Here is a 19,901-nt window from a genome sequence, read left to right as displayed (position 1 = left end):
TTTAGAAGGCACTAAGGATTTATTAAATTGTTTTTTAGTGCATATTTTACAAGACCAATCGTATTCTTGGTTTGTAATTTTTTCATGATATTCTTCCTGTGTGTTTCAACCGTGTTCAGGCTGATAAAAAGCTGTTCGCTAATCTCTTTGCCACTATATTCTAATGAGATCAGTGTAATGATCTCAATTTCCCGTGCACTTAAAATAGGATTTTCAACATAAACTGGTTTATTCAATTTTGGATTATTATTTGTAAAACTATTAAAGATTTTTTCCCGTACGGCATCACAAAAATATTCCTGACCCTGATAAACAGCTTCGATGGCCTCAATGATATTTTCGCCTGCGCATTTTTTGGTGAGATAGCCTTTTGCGCCCAATTTCATTACTTCTTTTATGATTTTTAAATCATCATAACTAGACAAAATAATTACTTTGCAGGGAAATTTCTTTTCGCTAAATTCTTTCAGTACTTCGATACCATCTTTTTTAGGCATACTGATATCTAATACTAAAATATCGGCATTGTTCTGACTGACATCCTGATAAACAGTTGTTCCGTCCAATGAATTGCCTACAACTTCAAAGTTATTTACGGTTTGCAGCAAATTGGTAAGGCCATCAATAAGTACTTGATGATCATCAGCAAGATGTATCCTTATGTTGTGTGTCATGATTGTTTGGAGTAATAAGCAAATTTATGAAAAAATTATCTTACAAAGTTTGTTTTTAAGGCTTGTTTTAGTGATTCTCTCAGATTTGCTAAAATATAAGGCACAAAAAAACCCGAATTATACAATTCGGGTTCTCTTCGCACAAAAAACTTAAGTTTATAGGTTTATCTCAAACGATCTACAGATTTTACGAGATCTTCATCCTTTTTGATGGCCTTATTAGCTAAAACTAATAATACGATAGCAACAATTGGTAGAAACATCCCAATACCTTTCTCTGAAACAGCAAGTGTTTCTCCAGATAAATTTAGAGAACGATATACAAACAATCCTAATAAAATTAAATTTAATATTATGTTCAGTCTGTTCATTACAAACTGATTTTGTCTTTTTTTATATGAAATAATACTAACAATAGTAAGCATCGTACTTAATCCAACTATTATATTATATATTGGATCTTGATTAAAGTAAAATAATGCTCCCCCTTTTAATGTCCATAACGGAATAAAAAGCATCAAAACACTTGTTGCAATAAACGTAAGAATTAAATAAACGGTTTGAATTCGTTGTATCATGATGTAAAATTGTTTTACAAAAATATATTTTCTTTTTTTAAAATACTATTGTATGATAAAATTTTATTCGTATTATTGCATCATAATACCGTAAGCACTTCATACTGCGGTCAATCGAAAATTATTATCTACCTATCTTTTTACAGTATTCCGTTAAAATAATTAAATTCATAGAACATTCATGTTTGATATTTCTGCATTAAAAGAAATGAAGCTTTCTGAGCTTCAAGAAATAGCTAAGTTAGCTAAAACTATAAAGTTTACTGGTGTCAAAAAAGAGACCTTAATCAGTCAGATTTTAGCACATCAGGAAACCACTGTAGCACCGTCTCCTAGTGCTGTTACTGAAAAGGAAAATGTTGATGATAAGCCTAAAAGAGCAAGGATTGTTCCTGTGAAAAAAGCGGCTATTAGTAAAAATGCTCCAGTCTTAGAATTTGATACAATAGAGGAAACTCCGGAAAAAACAGAAGCTCCTGTAGTCGCGAAACAAGCTCCGGCAGCAAAAATAACTCCATCAGCCAAAATAGCTCCTAAAGCCAAACAAGCACCGATAGTTAAAGCAGCTGCAGAAGTTAAGGAAGTAACAGAAATCCCTGAAAATTTAGAAGTTCAGGAAGAAAATACGGAGATAGAGAAAAAAGGACCAAAAATCGTAAAATTCAATAAATCAGCTTACGAGAAAAAAGTCGCTTTGCAAAAAGAAAAAGAAGCCACAAAAGAAGCAATTCCTGAAGGCGAAGCTGTAGCAGAAACTTCGACTGCTGAAAAAACAGAAGTGGCAGTTCCAGTAAAAAAGGTCAATCCGAACCAAAATAAAAATCCAAACCAGAATCCAAATCAAAATCCTAATTCAAACGCTAATCCTAATGCAAATGTAAATCCAAATGGTAACGGAAATGGGAATAACGGGAATCAAAATCCAAATCATAAAAATAAAAAGAACAATTTCAGAGATTCAGATTTTGAATTTGACGGAATTATAGAAAGTGAAGGTGTTCTTGAAATGATGCCGGACGGTTATGGTTTTTTACGTTCATCAGATTATAATTATTTAGCCTCTCCCGATGATATTTATTTATCAACGTCACAAATCAGATTATTCGGTCTTAAAACCGGAGATACTGTAAAAGGAGTGGTTCGTCCTCCAAAAGAAGGCGAAAAGTTTTTCCCATTAGTTCGTGTACTTAAAATTAATGGTCACGATCCGCAAGTGGTTCGCGACAGAGTTTCTTTTGAGCACCTTACGCCAGTTTTTCCTTCAGAAAAATTCAAGTTAGCCGAAAAAGGCAGTTCAGTTTCAACCCGTATTATCGATTTGTTTTCTCCAATAGGAAAAGGACAGCGTGGTATGATTGTAGCTCAGCCTAAAACGGGTAAAACAATGTTACTAAAAGACATTGCAAATGCAATTGCAGCCAATCATCCTGAAGTTTACTTAATCGTTCTTTTGATCGATGAGCGTCCAGAGGAGGTTACGGATATGCAAAGAAGTGTTCGTGGAGAAGTAATCGCTTCTACTTTTGACAGAGAACCACAAGAACACGTGAAAATTGCTAATATTGTTTTGGAAAAAGCAAAACGTTTAGTAGAATGCGGACACGATGTTGTAATTCTTTTAGATTCGATTACACGTTTGGCAAGAGCTTACAATACTGTTCAGCCAGCTTCTGGAAAAGTATTAAGCGGTGGTGTTGATGCCAATGCATTGCAAAAACCAAAACGTTTCTTTGGAGCAGCAAGAAATGTAGAAAATGGTGGTTCGTTAAGTATCATTGCAACAGCATTGACTGAAACTGGTTCTAAAATGGATGAGGTGATCTTTGAAGAATTTAAAGGAACCGGTAACATGGAGCTTCAATTAGATCGTAAAATTGCCAACAAACGTATCTTCCCTGCAATCGATCTTACTTCGTCAAGTACACGTCGTGATGATTTGTTATTGGACGAAAAAACATTACAAAGAATGTGGATCATGCGTAAATATCTATCAGATATGAACCCTGTAGAATCTATGGATTTTGTAAACGAGCGTTTTAAGAAAACCAGAAACAACGAAGAGTTTTTGATTTCTATGAATGACTGAAAAAGACGCTAAGATTCTAAGTTTTCTTCTTTGAGATTAAACTAAATAACAACAAAAAGGGATGAGTTTTAAAACTCATCCCTTTTTGTTGTTATTGATTTTTGTGCTATAATATGTTCAAAGTTTGTGTCATTTCGACGGAGGAGAAATCACATAAAGTGAAGGCATATATTGCGTCGCTCTCTGGATGTGATTTCTCCTCCGAAATAACAATATTAGACTTAAGTCTATAAAAGAAAACTTAGAAGCTTAGTATCTCAGAATCTTAGTGTCTCAGCAACTTATTTCTTATCCACTACCGGTCTGTTCTCTCTATTGGCTAATTCCCAGGCGATTGAAAAGGCTAATTTTGTTCTTTTGGTTAATGCATCGTACTCAATTTTTTCAGGTTCGTCACCTTTTCCATGATAATCTTCGTGAACTCCGTTGAAGAAGAATACTGACGGAATACCATGTTTTGCAAAGTTATAATGATCAGAACGTTCGTAAAAATGATTTGGATCTTTAGGGTCATTATATTTAAAATCCAGATCTATTTTGGTGTATTTTTCATTTTGTGCTACTACAATATTATGCAGATCGCTTGATAATCTGTCGGCACCAATTACATAAACATAATTATTTGTTTGAGCATGTTCTACATCACGACGACCAATCATGTCGATATTGATATCTGTAATTGTATTGGCAATTGGAAACAAAGGATTCTCAGAATAATAACGTGATCCGTGCAAGCCATGCTCTTCACCCGTTACATGAAGGAATAAAATCGAACGTTTTGGTCCGTGTCCTTGTTTCTTAGCTTTTGCAAACGCTTTTGCCATTTCGATTACCGCTACAGTTCCGGATCCGTCATCATCGGCTCCGTTATAAATTTCGCCTTTTTGGATACCTACGTGATCGTAATGAGCAGAAATTACTAAGACTTCATCCGGTTTTTCAGAACCTTCAATATAAGCCCAGATGTTCTCGGAATCTGGTAAATTTTCGTTTCGTCTGGCGTTTAGGAAAGCAGCAGGAATGTGTTGGTAATAATCTGTTGCTCCTTTAGGAAACGAAATTCCGCTTTTTTTGTATTGTTCGATCATATAAAGACCCGCTTTTTTCTGTCCTTTAGATCCGGTTTCACGGCCTTCCATTTCGTCAGAAGCGACAACGTACAACATCTTTTTTAAATCTTTTTCGCTAATAGATTTTATGTATTTAGTAGGATCAGAATTGTCTTTTGATGCAGCCGACTGCATATTTTTGCATGAAAAGGCAGTGCCAATTAATAATAGAAGAATAATTTTTTTCATTGTTGTTTAATGTAAGTTTACAAATGTGTAAAAAGCGTATAAGATTAGTAAAAATAGAATAAAAAAGGAGTTAATAAAAAACAAAGCCATACTTTTTGCAAACTACAGCCATTTGGTTTGTCCGTAAAAACGATGGTATAGGTGAAGCAATTACCCAAATTAGCGCGAATTAATTTTATTTTAAACCAGCGTAAATCCGCGTGCTATTTTTTGCCACAAATTGCACGAATTAGCACGAATTAATTATGTTGAAAATCAGTGTAAATCCTTTTAATCACAGTAATTCGTGTGCTATCAATACAATATTATTTTTTCAAGACTTCATTCAGGAAAAGCTGTAAATGCTCAAATGATCTTTTTGCTGCAACTGCATTATAAGCGGCTCCTTTTGAGTTGTCGTTTCCTGCTTCAGGGTTGGTAAAAGAGTGAACGGCATTGGCATAATAAATCATTTGCCAGTCGGCTTTTGAGTCACGCATTTCCTGCTGAAAAGCTGTAATTTCTTCTTTTGATTCAAACGGATCATCGGCACCATGACAAACCAATACTTTTGTTGTAATTGGTTCAACAGGACGGGTTGCATCTTTACCTAAACCGCCGTGAAACGAAGCCACACCTTTTAAGTTCAAATGTCCGCGGGCAGCTTCAAGAACTCCGGTTCCTCCAAAACAATATCCTATAGCAACAATATTATCTGCATTGGCTCCGGATTTTACTAATTCCTGCAAAGCTGCATTGATTCGTTTTTGATAAACTTCGTGATTCTTTTTGTAATAACCGGCTTGTTTTCCGGCTTCGGCAGTATTTGTTGGATAGTTTCCTTCGCCATAAATATCAGCGATAAAAACATTATAGCCTAGTTTTGATAAATTTTCTGCAATATCTTTCGAGGCTTTATCGATTCCTAACCAGGCAGGTAAAAGTAAAATGCCCGGATTCTGACTGCTTTTTTTAGCAGATTTTATAAATAAACCATTTAAAGCCTGAGAGCCATCTGTATATTTTACGGGTTTTAATTGTGCATTTATAGTGTTAGAAAACAGTATACTAGCAAATAAAAGAAGTGCAGAGTTTTTCATAGTGGTAGAATTTTAAACAAATATCAGAAATATTATGTTACAAAAATATCCCCTAAGCTATTTCTTATGAGGTTTTCTACAGGATGACTTCTAAGATAAAAATCATCTGGATACTATATTATAAGGTAATATTGCGTTTAAAAGCGCAGCCCAATTCAATAATAGAATCAGTTTTAGCGATACCGGGAATACTGTCGATTTTTTCATAAAGAATTCTTCGCATATGTTCGTGGTTCGTTGCAATGATTTTAATATAAAGTGTGAAAGAACCAGTCACAAAATAACATTCGGTAATCTCCGGAATATCTTTTAAAGCTTCGATAATTCTATCTGAATCTGAATCTTTATTGAGTGTAATTCCCGTAAAAGAAGCCCAGTCGTAACCAATTTTCTTTTCCTGAATAATTGGTTTTATACCACTAATGACACCTTGCTCTATCATTCGATTAATTCGCTGATGCACCATAGTGTTTGATATCTTTAAATTAGCGGCAATCGTAGAAAAAGCCATTCGGCCATCTTTTTCTAATTCTTTGATGATGCTAATATCAAAATCGTCTAATATATCCATTGTCTTAACATTGATTTAAATTCACTTTCCGAATTCATAAAAGTAATTATTTTTTTCAATAAAGCAGGAGAAAACCAATTATAAAGACAAGTATTTTTGATTTTTTAATGGTCTAAAAATACTATTTTTGACTTTAATATTACTTTTTAAAAGTCAAAATACTTGTTTTTACGCCTGATTATGAATAAAATTTAATACTTTTGCTTTTTAAAAGAAACAAATTTATGGTACAAACTGATAAATCACTTTCGTCAAAATCAGAAGTTTTGATTGAAAAAGAAAATAAATACGGAGCTCATAATTACCATCCACTTCCGGTTGTGTTAGAAAGAGGAGAAGGTGTATATGTTTGGGATGTTGACGGAAAAAAATACTATGATTTTTTATCGGCTTATTCTGCAGTAAATCAAGGACATTGTCATCCTAAAATTGTGAAAGCAATGACAGATCAGGCACAAAAACTGACTTTGACTTCGCGTGCTTTTTATAATGACAAACTGGGAGATTATGAGGAATTTGTAACGAAATATTTTGGTTTTGATAAAGTTTTGCCAATGAATACTGGTGCTGAAGCTGTTGAAACTGCTCTTAAAGTATGTAGAAAATGGGCTTATGAAGTAAAAGGTATTCCGGAGAATCAGGCACAAGTTATTGTTTGTGAAAATAATTTTCATGGAAGAACGACTACAATCATTTCGTTTTCTAATGATGAAGGTGCCCGTAAAAACTTTGGTCCTTTTACAGAAGGATTTATAAAAATAGAATACGATAATCTTGAAGCTCTTGAAAAAGTTCTTGAATCGTCAAAAAATATAGCGGGATTTTTAGTAGAACCTATTCAGGGTGAAGCTGGAGTTTATGTACCGTCTGAAGGATATTTATCGAAAGCAAAAACATTGTGTGAAAAACATAATGTTCTATTTATTGCAGATGAGGTTCAAACCGGAATTGCACGTACCGGAAAATTATTAGCGGTTCATCATGAAAATGTTCAGCCTGATATTTTAATTTTAGGTAAAGCAATTTCAGGTGGCGTTTATCCTGTTTCGGCAGTGTTGTGCAACAATGAAATAATGAATGTGATTAAACCTGGTCAGCATGGATCAACTTTTGGCGGAAATCCTGTTGCTGCCGCTGTTGCCATTGCAGCGCTGGAAGTAATTAAAGAAGAAAATCTTGCTGAAAATGCAGAACGTTTGGGTATTATTTTAAGAAAAGGTTTAAACGAGATTGCAGAAAGAAATAACCTGATCACGCTGGTTCGTGGAAAAGGATTACTAAATGCTATTGTAATCAATTGTGGTGAAGACTCAGATTTAGCGTGGGAGATTTGCTTAAAATTCAGAGATAACGGATTATTAGCAAAACCAACTCACGGAAATAAAATTAGACTAGCGCCGCCATTGGTAATGACAGAAGCTCAAATTCAGGAATGTCTTGAAATTATCGAGAAATCATTAAACGATTTTAGGGATTAAAAAAAACAGGTTAATTATTAAATAAAAAAGTTGCAAGATGTTCTTGCAACTTTTTGCTTTTTATACGGTTGCCATAAATTATATAACAAGAGACATTAATTGTATAATTTTTTTAAGCGACTTGAGAAGTAGTTTTGAATGTCTTTAAAAATGAAATGAAAAGCCAATGTTTTAATGTTTCATTTTTAAATAAAAAATAAGAAAGAACCAAAAACGGTCTTACTAACTTTTATAAAAACAATTCTACTATAATGGCTTACTCAAATAATGATATAACACGTTTTTTAGATGCGCAGAATAAACTTTATTTAACCGCTCTTGCCGAAATGAAAAAAGGAAAAAAAGAAACACACTGGATGTGGTTTATTTTTCCTCAAATACAAGGATTAGGTACTAGTAATATCTCAAAGTATTATGCGATTGCCAATCTTCAAGAGGCTAAAGAGTTTCTGGATCATCCTATTTTAGCTAAACATATTATAGAAATTTCAGCGTTGTTATTAACATTTAAAAGAAAATCTGCCGAAGGTATTTTAGGCGATTTAGGTGCCCGTAAATTATGTTCATCGATGACACTTTTTTCTCAGGTAGAAGGTGCTCATCCTATATTTCAGGAAGTTCTGGATACATTTTTCTTAGGATATTCAGATCAACTTACTTTATCCATCATTGATTCACAAGTAGTAGTGTCGCCAGCTGTTGAAGCATTAATATAAATTACGCTCAAACGTAAAGAAATGAAACCATTCCACTTTAAGTGGAATGGTTTTTTGTTTGTGGAAGTTTTTTTTAAATCTGCGTGAAACTTTTGCGCCTTTGCGCGATTAAATAATAAAGTTTTTTTTCTCTAAACAGCGAAAAATTGGCACGCAGAGTCGCAAAGTCTTTTGCTAATAGTTCAAGCTATAATAAGAGAACTTAAAAAAGATTAAACAGATTAAGAAAAATAAAATCTGCTAAATTTGCGTGAAAAATTAAAACACACAGCTATGTGCATTTTAATAAGTGAAACGCTATTTTTGAATTTGAAAAATCTATGTTTCTATGTGTTTAAAATAACTACTACCAATTACTTTTTTAAAGCCGCTCCACCAGGCATAACCTCTGTTTTCAATTTGAATTTACTGTATTCAATCACTCCGGTTTTATCTGCCCAGTCAAAATAAGCTGCCGAAAGTTGGTTTACAATTCCCGGATTTTGCTGTGCGACATTGGTAGTTTCGCCACGATCGGTTTCGATATTATAAAGTTCCCATTCGTACGACGGATAAGTCGAAACCAGTTTCCATTTGCCGTCTCTTACGGCTCTGTTACCCGCTCTTTCCCAAAATAGTGGTGCGCCTCTATCGACCTGTGAAACATTATTAAATAAAACAGGCAACAAACTGCTCCCAACCAAAGGGTTTGTCGTCACACCATTATACTGTTTGGGATATTCAATTCCGGCCAATTCATAAAAAGTAGGAGCAAGGTCAATAATATGTCCTGTTCCTTTATCGATTCGGCCTGCTTTTATTTTTGATGGAAACCACGCAATAAACGGAGAACTGAATCCGCCTTCGTGCATATTATTTTTATATTGCTGCAACGGAGTATTCGATAAATACGCCCAGTTTTGTTCCTGATAATCAAATAATCCCGAAGTTCCAACTGGCCCATCATTTCTTACTAAACCTCTTCCTAACGGATTATAGGTATTGAAGCCGCCTTGCGCTCCATTATCAGAAATGAAAATAATCAGCGTGTTTTTATCTTTTTTCAACGCCTTTAATTTCTCTAAAACTTTCCCCACATTCTGATCCATATTATCGACCATAGCGGCGTAAACTTCCATTTTGGCTTTCCAGAATTGCTTTTCGTCATAAGTTAATTTACTCCATTCCGGCACTTCAGGATCTCGTGCAGAAACCGTTTGATTGGCGGGTAAAATACCGTTTGCTTTTAGTTTTTCAATTCTTTTTTCTCTTAAAATATCCCAGCCTTCATCAAATTTTCCTCTGTATTTGGCAATGTCAACTGGTTTTGCCTGTAATGGCCAATGCGGAGCTGTAAACGCTAAATACAAAAAGAACGGTTTATTTTCTTTATTTTGTTCGTCTAAGAAAGTCACGGCATTATTCCCAATTTCATCTGTAAAATAATACGAATCATCTTTAGGGTGTAACTCTTCATTATTACGAATCAGTTTTACTGGATAAGGCGTTTTCCCGAAAGGCAAAGGTTTGGTATCAAAATAGTTCGATGCTCCTTTCAGGATGCCGTAAAATTTATCAAATCCTCTTTGATTAGGCCATTGCGCTTTATCTTCAGAACCTACGTGCCATTTTCCGGAAAGCAAAGTGCTGTAACCACCCGAACGAAAAACTTCTCCCAATGTCAGAGATTCTTTGTTGAGATAACCCTGATAAGCGGGTAATCCTAAATTAACATCAAAAAATCCCATTCCGGCTTTGTGCTGATATTGCCCAGTAAGCAAAGAACCGCGTGTTGGCGCGCAAATCGAGTTATTGTAAAATTCGCGTAAGCGTAAACCTTCACTGGCTAATTTATCGAGATTGGGTGTTTTAATTTCGGAACCATAATTCCCTAAATCAGAATAGCCCATATCATCAACCATTATTAAAATAATGTGCGGTTTTTCAGAAGTTGTTTTGTTTTGTGCATTTAAAGCCACTACAGCAAGTAGAAGGTTTAGTGTAATAAGTGTTTTTTTCATTATTGTTGATATTTTAAAGTGTCGAAAATTATATTGTAGGGATGGATTTTAATCCATTCTTCTCATTTTTGTCATCCGGGATTTTATAATAAAACCTAATCTTTTTTTAGGAGCTAATCCCGCTATCCGTTCCAATCTTTTGTGTCCGCCGTGGCGGACACAAAAGGATTTCCACTTCTATCGGGGCTAGGCCAATCATAGTTTGTCATCCCGAAGGAACGAGGGATCTCCGCAAGAAACTCCGCAAAGAATAGCGACAATCGTTGTCGAGCTACTTGTGTCCTTCGACTTCGCTCAGGATGACAATGATTGTGGTTACTTTTGTCTAAATCATCGAATTTTAACTTTGTCAAAGTTTAAAACTTTGACAAAGTTCTCGAGTTCAAAATTTGGTTTTACATTCCCATAGCTATGTGTTTTATTACGAGTGAAACGACTTATTTAAACACTCCAAAAAGCTATGTCTCTATGTGTTTAAAAAAAAAATCATTTTCCAAACAGTAAAAAAGCGATAATTAGCGTAATAATCACATTGAATAATTGCGCGATTAAGAAAGCGTATAAAGGTTTGCGGCTATTATTACTCAGTAAATCTTTAAAGTTCGTTTCCAATCCAATACTGGTAAAAGCAAGAGCAAACCAAATTCCCTGTAAATTCTTTAAACTGTCTTTTACTTCGTCCCTCGCTTCAGAAGTAAGAAAAAAAGAAAAGAGGATTGAAGCCATAATAAAACCGATAACAAACTTTGGAAAACGTTCCCAAATTACTTTTAACGTAGGTTTCGATGTTTTGGCTTCCGCCGAATTATTATGCGTGTACGTCCAATAAACCGATATGGCAAAAGCAGCAATTCCCAGTAATACATTTTGAGAAAATTTGACAATCGTACTAATTTTTAAGGCCGTTTCTCCAACCAAAGATCCGGAAGCTACGACTGCTCCAGATGTATCGATACTTCCGCCTAACCAGGCTCCGGTTACTTCTTCAGGAAAATTGAAATATTTAGCGATTATCGGCATGAAAATCATCATTGGGATTGCGGTTACCAAAACAATTGAAATTACATAAGACAGTTTTTTCGAATCGCCTTTTATAGCTCCCGACGTGGCAATAGCTGCGGAAACACCACAAATAGAAACCGCGCTCGAAATCATCATGGTCAATTCGTCATCGATTTTTAATTTTCGGCAAAGCCAAAAAGCAAAATACCAAACTGCTAAAACAACAACCAAAGCCTGAATTAATCCCAGAGAACCGGCTTTTAGAATGTCTGAGAAAATAACGGTGGTTCCTAATAAAAACAAACCTATTTTGACAAATACTTCTGTAGAAAGTGCTGGTCGAAACCATTCGGGAAGTTTGAAGAAGTTTCCAATCCCTAAACCGATGGCTAAACTGAAAATTACAGCTTCCAAATTTAGTCCTTTAACTTCTGTATTTCCTGCAATAATTAGTGCGATAACGGTTAGAATATAAACTAAAGGAAATCCTAACAAAAAGTGCTTTACCGATTTACCGATTAATAAGGCGCCCAAAGTTCCGATGGAAATCAGGTATAAAAATTGTAATCCGAGAATTTTAAGGTTTGCCAAATCGAATACATCGTGAAATAAATCGGTTCCGGTGGACCATTTGAAAACGGGAACTTCGGGAAGAAAAACAAAAAGGGAAATCCCGATGATGATAAATCCGAGAATTACGACGGTCCAGTCTTCGTGAATGTTGAATGTTTTGGTTGGGGTTGACATTGTGTTATTTTATTATTATCCTAACAGGTTTTAAAAACCTGTTAGGTATTTAATTTGTTTATTTTTTTTTGAATAGCCTCCAGCTTTAGCTGGAGGTTATTATTGATTGATACACATTGGCTTTAGCCGAACATTTATATTTGGCTAAAGCCCTGAAATATTATTAAATCTAATCTCCAGCTAAAGCTGGAGGCTATTCAAAAATCGAATTAAAAGATATTCTGAATTAAACCCGACAGGTTTTTAAAACCTGTCAGGTTTGTATGATGTTGACTATAAATCGACAAAATATTTTTGTTTGCCAAAATCGAATTCATAATGCGTTAGATTTGGCCATAAAGGTTTTACCAAACCTTTTTCCCAATTTTTTAAAGCCACATGTAATTCTTTTACTTTTTCAGGATTTTGTTGAGCCAAATCTGTTGTTTCAGACTTGTCATTTGCTAAATTATAAAGCCATTCTTCGTGCGTTTTTCCGCTGATAATTAGTTTCCAGTCACCGCTTCTGATGGCTTTTGCATCGCCGGATCGCCAGTATAATGTTTTGTGTGCTTCTTTATTTTCGTTGACTGTATTTACAAGATCAACGCCATCATAAACGCGGTCTTTTGGTAAATCAGAATGAATCGCCGCAGCAATTGTAGCAAAAATATCCAACGTACTTACGGGAGTTTTATAAATAGTATGCGGTTTGATTTTTCCTTTCCACGAAAGTGCAAACGGAACATTTACGCCGCCTTCGAAATGAGAAAATTTTCCGGCTTTTAATGGCGCGTTTGTGGTGGCGAAAGTATAATCGGCGCCACCGTTGTCGCTGGCAAAAATGATTAAGGTATTTTCTTCCAGACCTTCTTTTTTAACTTTTGCCCTGATTCTTCCCACGGCATCATCTAGGGCGCTGATCATGGCAAAATAAACACGTTTGTTTTCGTCTTTGACATTCGGGAAACGATCGTAGTATTTTTTACGAACCTGAAATGGTGTATGTGGCGCATTAAACGGAACATAAAGTAAGAATGGTTTCTTTTTATTTCGATCAATAAAAGCTTCGGCTTCATCTGCAAATGTTTCGGTTAAATAGGCTTTGTTGTGAATGATCGTAGTATCACGACGAATTTGCCCGATGCCAACACGGCCATTTCCCCAAATTGTTTTATCTGTAAAATCTTTATGGTGGTGGTTGATGATATCCGGATTATCATCTTCGGGAGTGTAAAGCGAAAATGCCTGATAAAACCCGTAGTGATAATCGAAACCGCGGTCTAAAGGAAAAAATCCTTTGTTGTGTCCCAAATGCCATTTTCCGATAATTCCTGTGCTGTAACCTTCTCTTTTGGCGAGGTCAGCAAACGTAATTTCAGATTGTGGCAAACCTTGTGTCGCGATCGAAGCTTCGTTTGGATAATTGATTTTATCATTCAGTTTCCAATTATTGGTATTGATTAAATATTTGAAACCGTAATATTCGAGATTGTTTTTTGGATAACGATCTCCGGGCTGGTATTCATGACCAAAACGCTCCTGATAACGCCCGGTTAAAATTCCTGCACGTGAAGGTGAACAAATCGAAGCGGAAACATAACCATCCTGAAACGTAACTCCGGATGCTGCCAAGGAATCTATTTGTGGCGTTGGTGTCGATTTCCCTCCGTACAACGAAATATCATATTTCCCTAAATCATCAGCCAAAAGAATGATAATATTTGGTTTTTTGAAAGAACTGTCTGTTGGGACTTTTTCAGATAAAAATGCTGCTTTTCCTTTAAGTAATTTTGCGTCCGGTTTTATTAAGGTTCCATCTGTGTTGATGGGCCAGAATAAAAAGATAGCGAGAATTGCCACTACAATAAGAATGGAAAAAAGAATCTTTTTTGTTTTTGATAATGCCATGGTTTTTATTTTTTTATTTTGGATGACAATTATAATTGCGAAGGATGGATTAAAATCCATCCCTACAATATGATTTGTTCCTCCGGAACTTCTTGTATAAAATTCCGGAGGAATGATTTATTTTGTAGCAACGGATTTTAATCCGTTGAAAAAAGTTTCGATTATTTCACAGCCAAAGCCACATCAACATCGTTTTTCAAATCGCCTAAACCATCTTTTTTGAATACAATTTTACCATTTTGATACAAGATCAAAGTAGGGAAGACCTTTACCGTTTTTAAATCGGCAATAACTTGTGGGCTCTCTTCTAACTCAATCTGAACAATTTTAAGTTTCTCTCCGTATTGTGTTCTCAGATTTTCTAAAATTGGTTTTACGGTTTTGCAGGTGGCGCAATATTTTGAACCAATGTCTACTAAAACGTACGTATTGTCGGCAATGATTTTTTTGTATTCCGGTGTGGATAATTTGCTTTTTAAATTCGAATAAAAAGGTTTTCCGCCACCAATCCAGGCTGCAATTCCGCCATCAAGAATATAGACTTCAGAGAATCCTTTTTTTATTAATTCAGTAGATAAAAGACCGCTTCTGTAAGCTGCAATAGAATAGATAAATACAGGTTGCGAAGGATTTAAAGCCGCTACAGCTTTCTCGTAATTATCAGACTTAAGATTAAAATTTACAGCACCTTCAATATGATTTAGAGCAAATTCTTCAGGACCTCTGGCATCAATTATTTGTGGATTTTTCTGGCTTTTAATTTTCGCATAAAAAGCATCCAGTAACACAATACTACTGGTGCCTTTATCTTGTGAAAATCCTACTACTGTAAAAAGGAAAAATACAGCTGCGAAACTACTTTTTAATATATTATTTTTCATGATTTTGATTTTATGGAGTTACAATATTCCAATACGGATTTGCCGGTTCAAAAGTGCTTGCCAATTCTCTGAATTTAAACGGATCACCTTCAAAACTAACGCCGTCAGAAGTTAGAATGTCGCGTGCCGTTTCAGGATTGGATAATAAAGCTACAAACTTGGCTTTTGGGATTGTTAGGGTAAATTCGGCTTTATCATTTGGTCGGGTTTGACTTTGGTGCAAAACGCCGTTTTTAAGATAAACCAGAATGTTTTTATTGAGTTCCGGGAAGATGAAACGCAATTTTACGTCTTTTCCTGCCGCTTTATTTCCGTCAACCGTTACAGATAAATAATCGAAAATAGCTTCTGGAGTTAGTGTAGACAAAAATCCTGCGGCACGATTCACAGGGTTTTTAGGAACAATTATGCCTTCGCGAAGTTCTTTTGCTCCTGATAAATACAAATCCCTCCAAATTCCGGATTCACTTTGATAAGCGATTTGTTCGAAAGCATCGGCTTGTAAATTTTTAGCGGCAACATTTTCAGGATTCGCAAATATGACATGTTTCAGTACTTCGGCAACCCAACGGCATTCTCCTTTTTGGTAACTTTCGGTGGCTTTTTTTAAGGCTGTTTCTTCACCGCCAAACCATTCGACATATTTTTTAGCCGATTCTACTTGTGGTAGTTTATCATAATCAGCAGGATTTCCGTCCCACCAACCTAAGTAGAATTGATAAGTTGCTTTGGCATTGTGTTTTACCGTTCCGTAAAAATCACGATTGTACCATTCTTTGCCCAATTCGGCAGGAAGTTTTATTTCTTCGGCAATTTCGTCTTTATTCAAACCTTTGTTGGCCAAATGAACAGTTTGATCGTGCACGTATTTGTATAAATCTCGTTGTTTTTCCAGAAAAGTAATTCCTTTGTCATGACCGTAAACCGGCCAGGTATGCGACGGAACAATAAATTCGGTTTTGTCTCCAAATAAATCAATGGCTTCGTCCAGATATCCTGCCCAGGCTTTAGCATCTCGGGTTTTGGCACCGCGAGGCGTTAGGACATTATGATAGGTATGACTGGCAATTTCGGCAGAAAAGAAAACTTTTTGAGCAGGAGCAAAGACCGTTAATTCGGCTGGAGCTTCAGAATTCGGCGTAAGCTGAAAAATTAAATCCAGGCCATCAATATTGATCGTTTGTCCGGTTTTTTCCACTTCAAAATTAGGCTGTAAAAGAGAGGAAGAACCTCCGCTTAAAAACGGTTTTCCCAGACCCACATCAACCTGACCTGTCGCGCTTCTTTCTAAACTTAACCCAAATTGATATCCGGCTCTTCGGCGCATTACATTTCCTAAAAGTACATTTTCGCTTACCGCTTCTTCGTAGAAACCTTTTGGTGTAATAAATTTTACTTTTCCGGATTTGATATCCTCGGCAGCAACCAATCCTTCAATACCGCCATAATGATCGCCGTGACTATGCGTTACAATTACGGCCAAAATAGGTTTATTAACGACGTGTTTTTTGACCAATTCATAAGCAGCAGCAGAAGCTTCACCAATAGTTAAGGCATCAATGACAACATAACCATTTTTGGTTTCGATAAACGAAATATTGGCAACATCAAAAGAACGAACCTGATAAACGCCATTGGTAATTTTAAACAATCCGTTGATGTTGTTGAGCTGTGCCTGACGCCATAAAGCAGGATTTACCGTTTCAGGAGATTTTCCTTTAATGAAGGCGAAATCGTTCAGGTTTACAGCGATATTTCCGGTTTTAGAAAGAATTTTACCGTCGGCAAGAGTGGCGATAAAACCTCTCTTGGCGTCGGTAAAATCAGCAGTATCATCAAAGTTTAACTTCGAATATACTGCCTCATTTGATTTTTGGGTAAAAGTTGACGCCTGTTTTGGCGCTTGTGCGTTTGCAACAATGGTGAAACCTATTAACAGGGTTGTTATTTTATTTTTTTTCATGGTATTTTTTAAGATTGAGCCTGCTCGTAATACACCGGACCCGCAGAAACAGTTTCTATTTTGGCTTTTATTGGAACAGATAAGACTCCTTCTGCCAAAGCACTTCCTTCTTTTTTGGATTTGAATATTGGCCACAAAAATTGCGCATACCATTCTTCTTGTTTGTACGATTTCATTCCGTACGATTTTGGATATTTTCGTGTAATTAAAGCCGTTCCGAAAATCACATCCCAAAGAAAAAACATGTTCCCAAAATTTCCTTTAAAGTGTCCAACGCCGTCTCCGCTAGTATCTGCGTGATGTGCGTGGTGCGTTGCCGGAGTCGAAATTAAGCGTTCAAGAACCCATGCAACTGGATGTAAGATTCTGTATTTGTAAAATGGTTTGTCCCATTTGATGCTTGAATGCGCGCCAAGAGTGATGAAACTTTTGATCACCAGAACAAACAAAGCAGGTAATCCTAAACCAAAATACGTTAGTGTAGCCGTTAAATAAATTTGAGAAAAGAAAACCGTGTAAATAAAGTTTTGTCTCGATGCCATCGCCATTCCCATATAAGGAGCCGAATGGTGCGTTCTGTGAAATCTCCACAAAAACGGAACCTGATGATGCAGTCTGTGGTACCAGTATTGTGTTAAATCATCTGCAATTGCGATAAGGAAAAATCCTCCCCAAAACGGAACCCATGAAAGGGAGTTGGCCAAATTCGGAATCAAATATGGCAATGCTGTTAAGCTGAAAAATGCAATCACCGGTGGTAAAAGTAATTTTGGAGCCAGGAAACAAATAATATCTATTTTGCGTTCTTCACCCGTCCATTCATCATCATATAAACCGGCTGTAAATTCTATAATTCCCAGAACCAACATAAAAACAGTTAATCCCCAAGTTCGAATGTTTTCGAAAGCCGGTTTTGTAAATTCTAAAAACGAGGGTAAGGTAAGGTGCGATTGTGTTATAACACCATTTGTTAGTTTGAAATAAAGAAATATTGCCACTACCGGAAGTGAATATATGACGAAACTAATACTTAAATCTCTTATTAATCTGCTTCTTGAATTGTGATCTATTAATGCCATGGTATCTTATTTTAAAAAATTACTAATTAATGCTAAACCTCCCGCCAAAATGACTAGCGGAACTAAAAAAACAATCGCTCCCACGATGATTTTTTTTCCTATAATTTCATAGTCTACTCGTTTCATGATTTCTAATTTTTATGTTTATAACTGTAATGAAAATCAATGCGTTTTTAATAAATGTAAAAATAAATAAAATACTACTTTAGTTCTATTGAATTAATAGAGTTTTGTTTGTTGATTTTTTCCAAATTTGTTATAATACGTATTGATTATTATTTTACTTTTTGAATGGTTGGAAGCGTCTCCACCGTTAAATTTTCTCTGAGTTTTTCAGAAGGCAAGTACAAACGAATGATCAGACTTGCTTTTTGAACATCGTTGATTGGCAGCCAGTTTTCCTTTTTCTCAGTTCCTGAAAGATTGATTTTATACGAAGTACTATCCGCTTCATATTTTACATCTTCAAGATTATAGCTGTATTTGTTGATTGGGTTTTTAATTAAAAAACCATTTTCGTCATACGCTGTAATACTCCAATATTTAGCGTCCAGTTTTTTTCCGCTAATGACATAATCAGCTTTTGGGTCTAATGCGTTTCCTTCGCTATCAGTACTTGTGCTCAGGTAGATAACTTCTTTTTTAGTTAAGGCATAAGGTCCGTAAACTGCCACTTGTGCAACGGTTAGTAAATCGGCTGAGTTGAGGTCTTTGTCTTTATCAACCGTTTGCCAGTTACCAATAATACGTTGCGAGTTGCTTTTGCCGGATTTGATGTTGTAAACACCAACGGCACTCCCAAATATAATAGCGAGAATGATCAATGCTACCGCAAGTCCTGTCTTTTTAATTTTTTGATTTAAAGCCATTTTAATTTTTATTTAAATTGAATGTTTTGTTTCTCTGACCTTGTCAAAGTTTATACGCATTTTTGTCATCCTGACGGAGGAAGGATCTTCATAAGTAGCTCCGATTAGAAATTCGTCAATCTTTGTCGAGTTGCTCGTGGAGTTTCCTCGTTCCTCGGAATGACAAACTTTGGGGCTACGATCACAAATGATGGATTAAATTAAAAAAAATCCGTTTAAATCCGTGTCTTTGCAAAGCAAACCCGTTTCATCCGCGTACCATGACAAAGCTTGTGCGGTTACAATCGCGAATGATGGATTAAATTTTAAAAAATCCGTTTAAATCCGCGTCTTTGCAAAGCAAACCCGTGTCATCTGCGTACCATGCCAAAAGTTAAGCTTACTTCCCTAATTTCTCTACCGTTACGCCATGCTGCAATTCGGCCAATGTTTTTACCGGATATGCTTTCGAAACCAAATAACGAAACAGAATCAATCCTTTATTCGTTGGACTGTAAATAATTTTTTCCTTCGGAATATTTTTCAAAACCTCGGCAGTACTTCCTTCAGGAGCTAAATAATATTCGAATTTGGCTTTTACCTTTTCCTCGTTTTCAACAAAAAAGTTGGTGGTATTTTCTTGATAAGCCGAGATAGACCAATAAGTAGAATCGGGAACAATTCCTGAAATTTTCAATACATTTTCTTTCAAATCATAATTGATTGTCGAATATAAAAAGTCAGGATTTGGTAACGGAATTACTCTGCTGTTTTCGGCATTGGGCTGATCTCCAAATCGTGGAGTATTGACAACGCCCAGACTTTTTTCTGCAAATTTTTTCTGCACGTAGTAGGGAGTTACCCAAATGGTCAGGTAGTAAAAACTTACTGCAATTACTACAAGAATCAAGGCGAAGAGGCCTTTTTTCAAAATTGGTTTTGTTGCTGCCATAATTTACTTGTTTTAATATCAGTACTATTCATCATGCTGTAAAGTATCATGAATAGTAC

Annotated in this window: 16 protein-coding genes; 3 read left to right on the top strand and 13 right to left on the bottom strand. The window is 35.7% G+C overall.

Annotated elements, in window-relative coordinates; all coding sequences use genetic code 11:
* Positions 1 to 11 precede the first annotated feature (11 nt).
* Complete coding sequence (locus B0M43_RS22115; protein WP_078005420.1) at positions 12 to 674, bottom strand: response regulator transcription factor; 663 nt, start codon at positions 672 to 674, stop codon at positions 12 to 14.
* A 164-nt stretch (positions 675 to 838) separates the two neighbouring features.
* Positions 839 to 1,252 (bottom strand): DUF4293 domain-containing protein, encoded by a 414-nt coding sequence (locus tag B0M43_RS22110; protein ID WP_078005419.1) that lies wholly within the window; start codon positions 1,250 to 1,252, stop codon positions 839 to 841.
* Between the two features lie 181 nt (positions 1,253 to 1,433).
* Here B0M43_RS22110 and rho point away from each other — a divergent pair, with 181 nt between their 5' ends.
* On the top strand, positions 1,434 to 3,338 hold the full coding sequence (gene rho, locus B0M43_RS22105; RefSeq protein WP_078005418.1) for a transcription termination factor Rho: 1,905 nt from the start codon (positions 1,434 to 1,436) through the stop codon (positions 3,336 to 3,338).
* A 281-nt stretch (positions 3,339 to 3,619) separates the two neighbouring features.
* Here the strand turns inward: rho and B0M43_RS22100 are convergent, their stop codons facing one another.
* The 3 genes from B0M43_RS22100 to B0M43_RS22090 all read right to left on the bottom strand — a co-directional run bounded on the left by B0M43_RS22100 (position 3,620) and on the right by B0M43_RS22090 (position 6,286).
* Positions 3,620 to 4,636 carry a M28 family peptidase gene (locus B0M43_RS22100; protein WP_078005417.1) on the bottom strand — a complete coding sequence of 339 codons (1,017 nt, stop codon included), beginning with the start codon at positions 4,634 to 4,636 and terminating at the stop codon, positions 3,620 to 3,622.
* A 305-nt stretch (positions 4,637 to 4,941) separates the two neighbouring features.
* On the bottom strand, positions 4,942 to 5,715 hold the full coding sequence (locus B0M43_RS22095) for a dienelactone hydrolase family protein (RefSeq protein WP_078005416.1): 774 nt from the start codon (positions 5,713 to 5,715) through the stop codon (positions 4,942 to 4,944).
* Between the two features lie 118 nt (positions 5,716 to 5,833).
* Positions 5,834 to 6,286 (bottom strand): Lrp/AsnC family transcriptional regulator, encoded by a 453-nt coding sequence (locus B0M43_RS22090; RefSeq protein WP_078005415.1) that lies wholly within the window; start codon positions 6,284 to 6,286, stop codon positions 5,834 to 5,836.
* A gap of 224 nt (positions 6,287 to 6,510) precedes the next feature.
* Between B0M43_RS22090 and rocD the strand changes: the two genes are divergently transcribed.
* Both rocD and B0M43_RS22080 read left to right on the top strand, forming a co-directional pair.
* Complete coding sequence (rocD, locus tag B0M43_RS22085; RefSeq protein ID WP_065450455.1) at positions 6,511 to 7,764, top strand: ornithine--oxo-acid transaminase; 1,254 nt, start codon at positions 6,511 to 6,513, stop codon at positions 7,762 to 7,764.
* 251 nt (positions 7,765 to 8,015) lie between these two features.
* Positions 8,016 to 8,480: a DUF1810 domain-containing protein gene (locus tag B0M43_RS22080; RefSeq protein ID WP_065450454.1), complete on the top strand. Its 465-nt coding sequence runs from the start codon at positions 8,016 to 8,018 to the stop codon at positions 8,478 to 8,480.
* Positions 8,481 to 8,833: 353 nt separating this feature from the next.
* On the opposite strand, the gene B0M43_RS22075 is transcribed toward B0M43_RS22080, so the two are convergent.
* The 8 genes from B0M43_RS22075 to B0M43_RS22040 all read right to left on the bottom strand — a co-directional run bounded on the left by B0M43_RS22075 (position 8,834) and on the right by B0M43_RS22040 (position 19,842).
* A complete protein-coding gene (locus B0M43_RS22075) occupies positions 8,834 to 10,480 on the bottom strand; it encodes an arylsulfatase (RefSeq protein WP_078005414.1) in 1,647 nt (548 codons plus the stop codon).
* Between the two features lie 486 nt (positions 10,481 to 10,966).
* Positions 10,967 to 12,229, bottom strand: coding sequence for a YeiH family protein (locus B0M43_RS22070; protein ID WP_078005413.1), 1,263 nt, complete (start codon positions 12,227 to 12,229; stop codon positions 10,967 to 10,969).
* A gap of 273 nt (positions 12,230 to 12,502) precedes the next feature.
* On the bottom strand, positions 12,503 to 14,119 hold the full coding sequence (locus B0M43_RS22065; protein WP_078006115.1) for a sulfatase-like hydrolase/transferase: 1,617 nt from the start codon (positions 14,117 to 14,119) through the stop codon (positions 12,503 to 12,505).
* 161 nt (positions 14,120 to 14,280) lie between these two features.
* Positions 14,281 to 15,000 (bottom strand): rhodanese-like domain-containing protein, encoded by a 720-nt coding sequence (locus tag B0M43_RS22060; protein ID WP_078005412.1) that lies wholly within the window; start codon positions 14,998 to 15,000, stop codon positions 14,281 to 14,283.
* Positions 15,001 to 15,010: 10 nt separating this feature from the next.
* Complete coding sequence (locus B0M43_RS22055; protein ID WP_078005411.1) at positions 15,011 to 16,963, bottom strand: alkyl/aryl-sulfatase; 1,953 nt, start codon at positions 16,961 to 16,963, stop codon at positions 15,011 to 15,013.
* Positions 16,964 to 16,971: 8 nt separating this feature from the next.
* Complete coding sequence (locus tag B0M43_RS22050) at positions 16,972 to 18,042, bottom strand: sterol desaturase family protein (protein ID WP_078005410.1); 1,071 nt, start codon at positions 18,040 to 18,042, stop codon at positions 16,972 to 16,974.
* Between the two features lie 275 nt (positions 18,043 to 18,317).
* The gene (locus tag B0M43_RS22045; RefSeq protein WP_078005409.1) at positions 18,318 to 18,911 is read right to left on the bottom strand and encodes a DUF1214 domain-containing protein; all 594 of its coding nucleotides are present in this window, start codon (positions 18,909 to 18,911) and stop codon (positions 18,318 to 18,320) included.
* A 379-nt stretch (positions 18,912 to 19,290) separates the two neighbouring features.
* Positions 19,291 to 19,842 carry a DUF1254 domain-containing protein gene (locus B0M43_RS22040; RefSeq protein ID WP_078005408.1) on the bottom strand — a complete coding sequence of 184 codons (552 nt, stop codon included), beginning with the start codon at positions 19,840 to 19,842 and terminating at the stop codon, positions 19,291 to 19,293.
* Positions 19,843 to 19,901: the final 59 nt, after the last annotated feature.

It is taken from the genome of Flavobacterium sp. KBS0721 (assembly GCF_002007065.3).
GTDB classification, from domain to species: domain Bacteria; phylum Bacteroidota; class Bacteroidia; order Flavobacteriales; family Flavobacteriaceae; genus Flavobacterium; species Flavobacterium piscis.
Note: the sequence above shows the minus strand (reverse complement) of the source record. Positions and strands in the feature narration are given on the sequence as shown.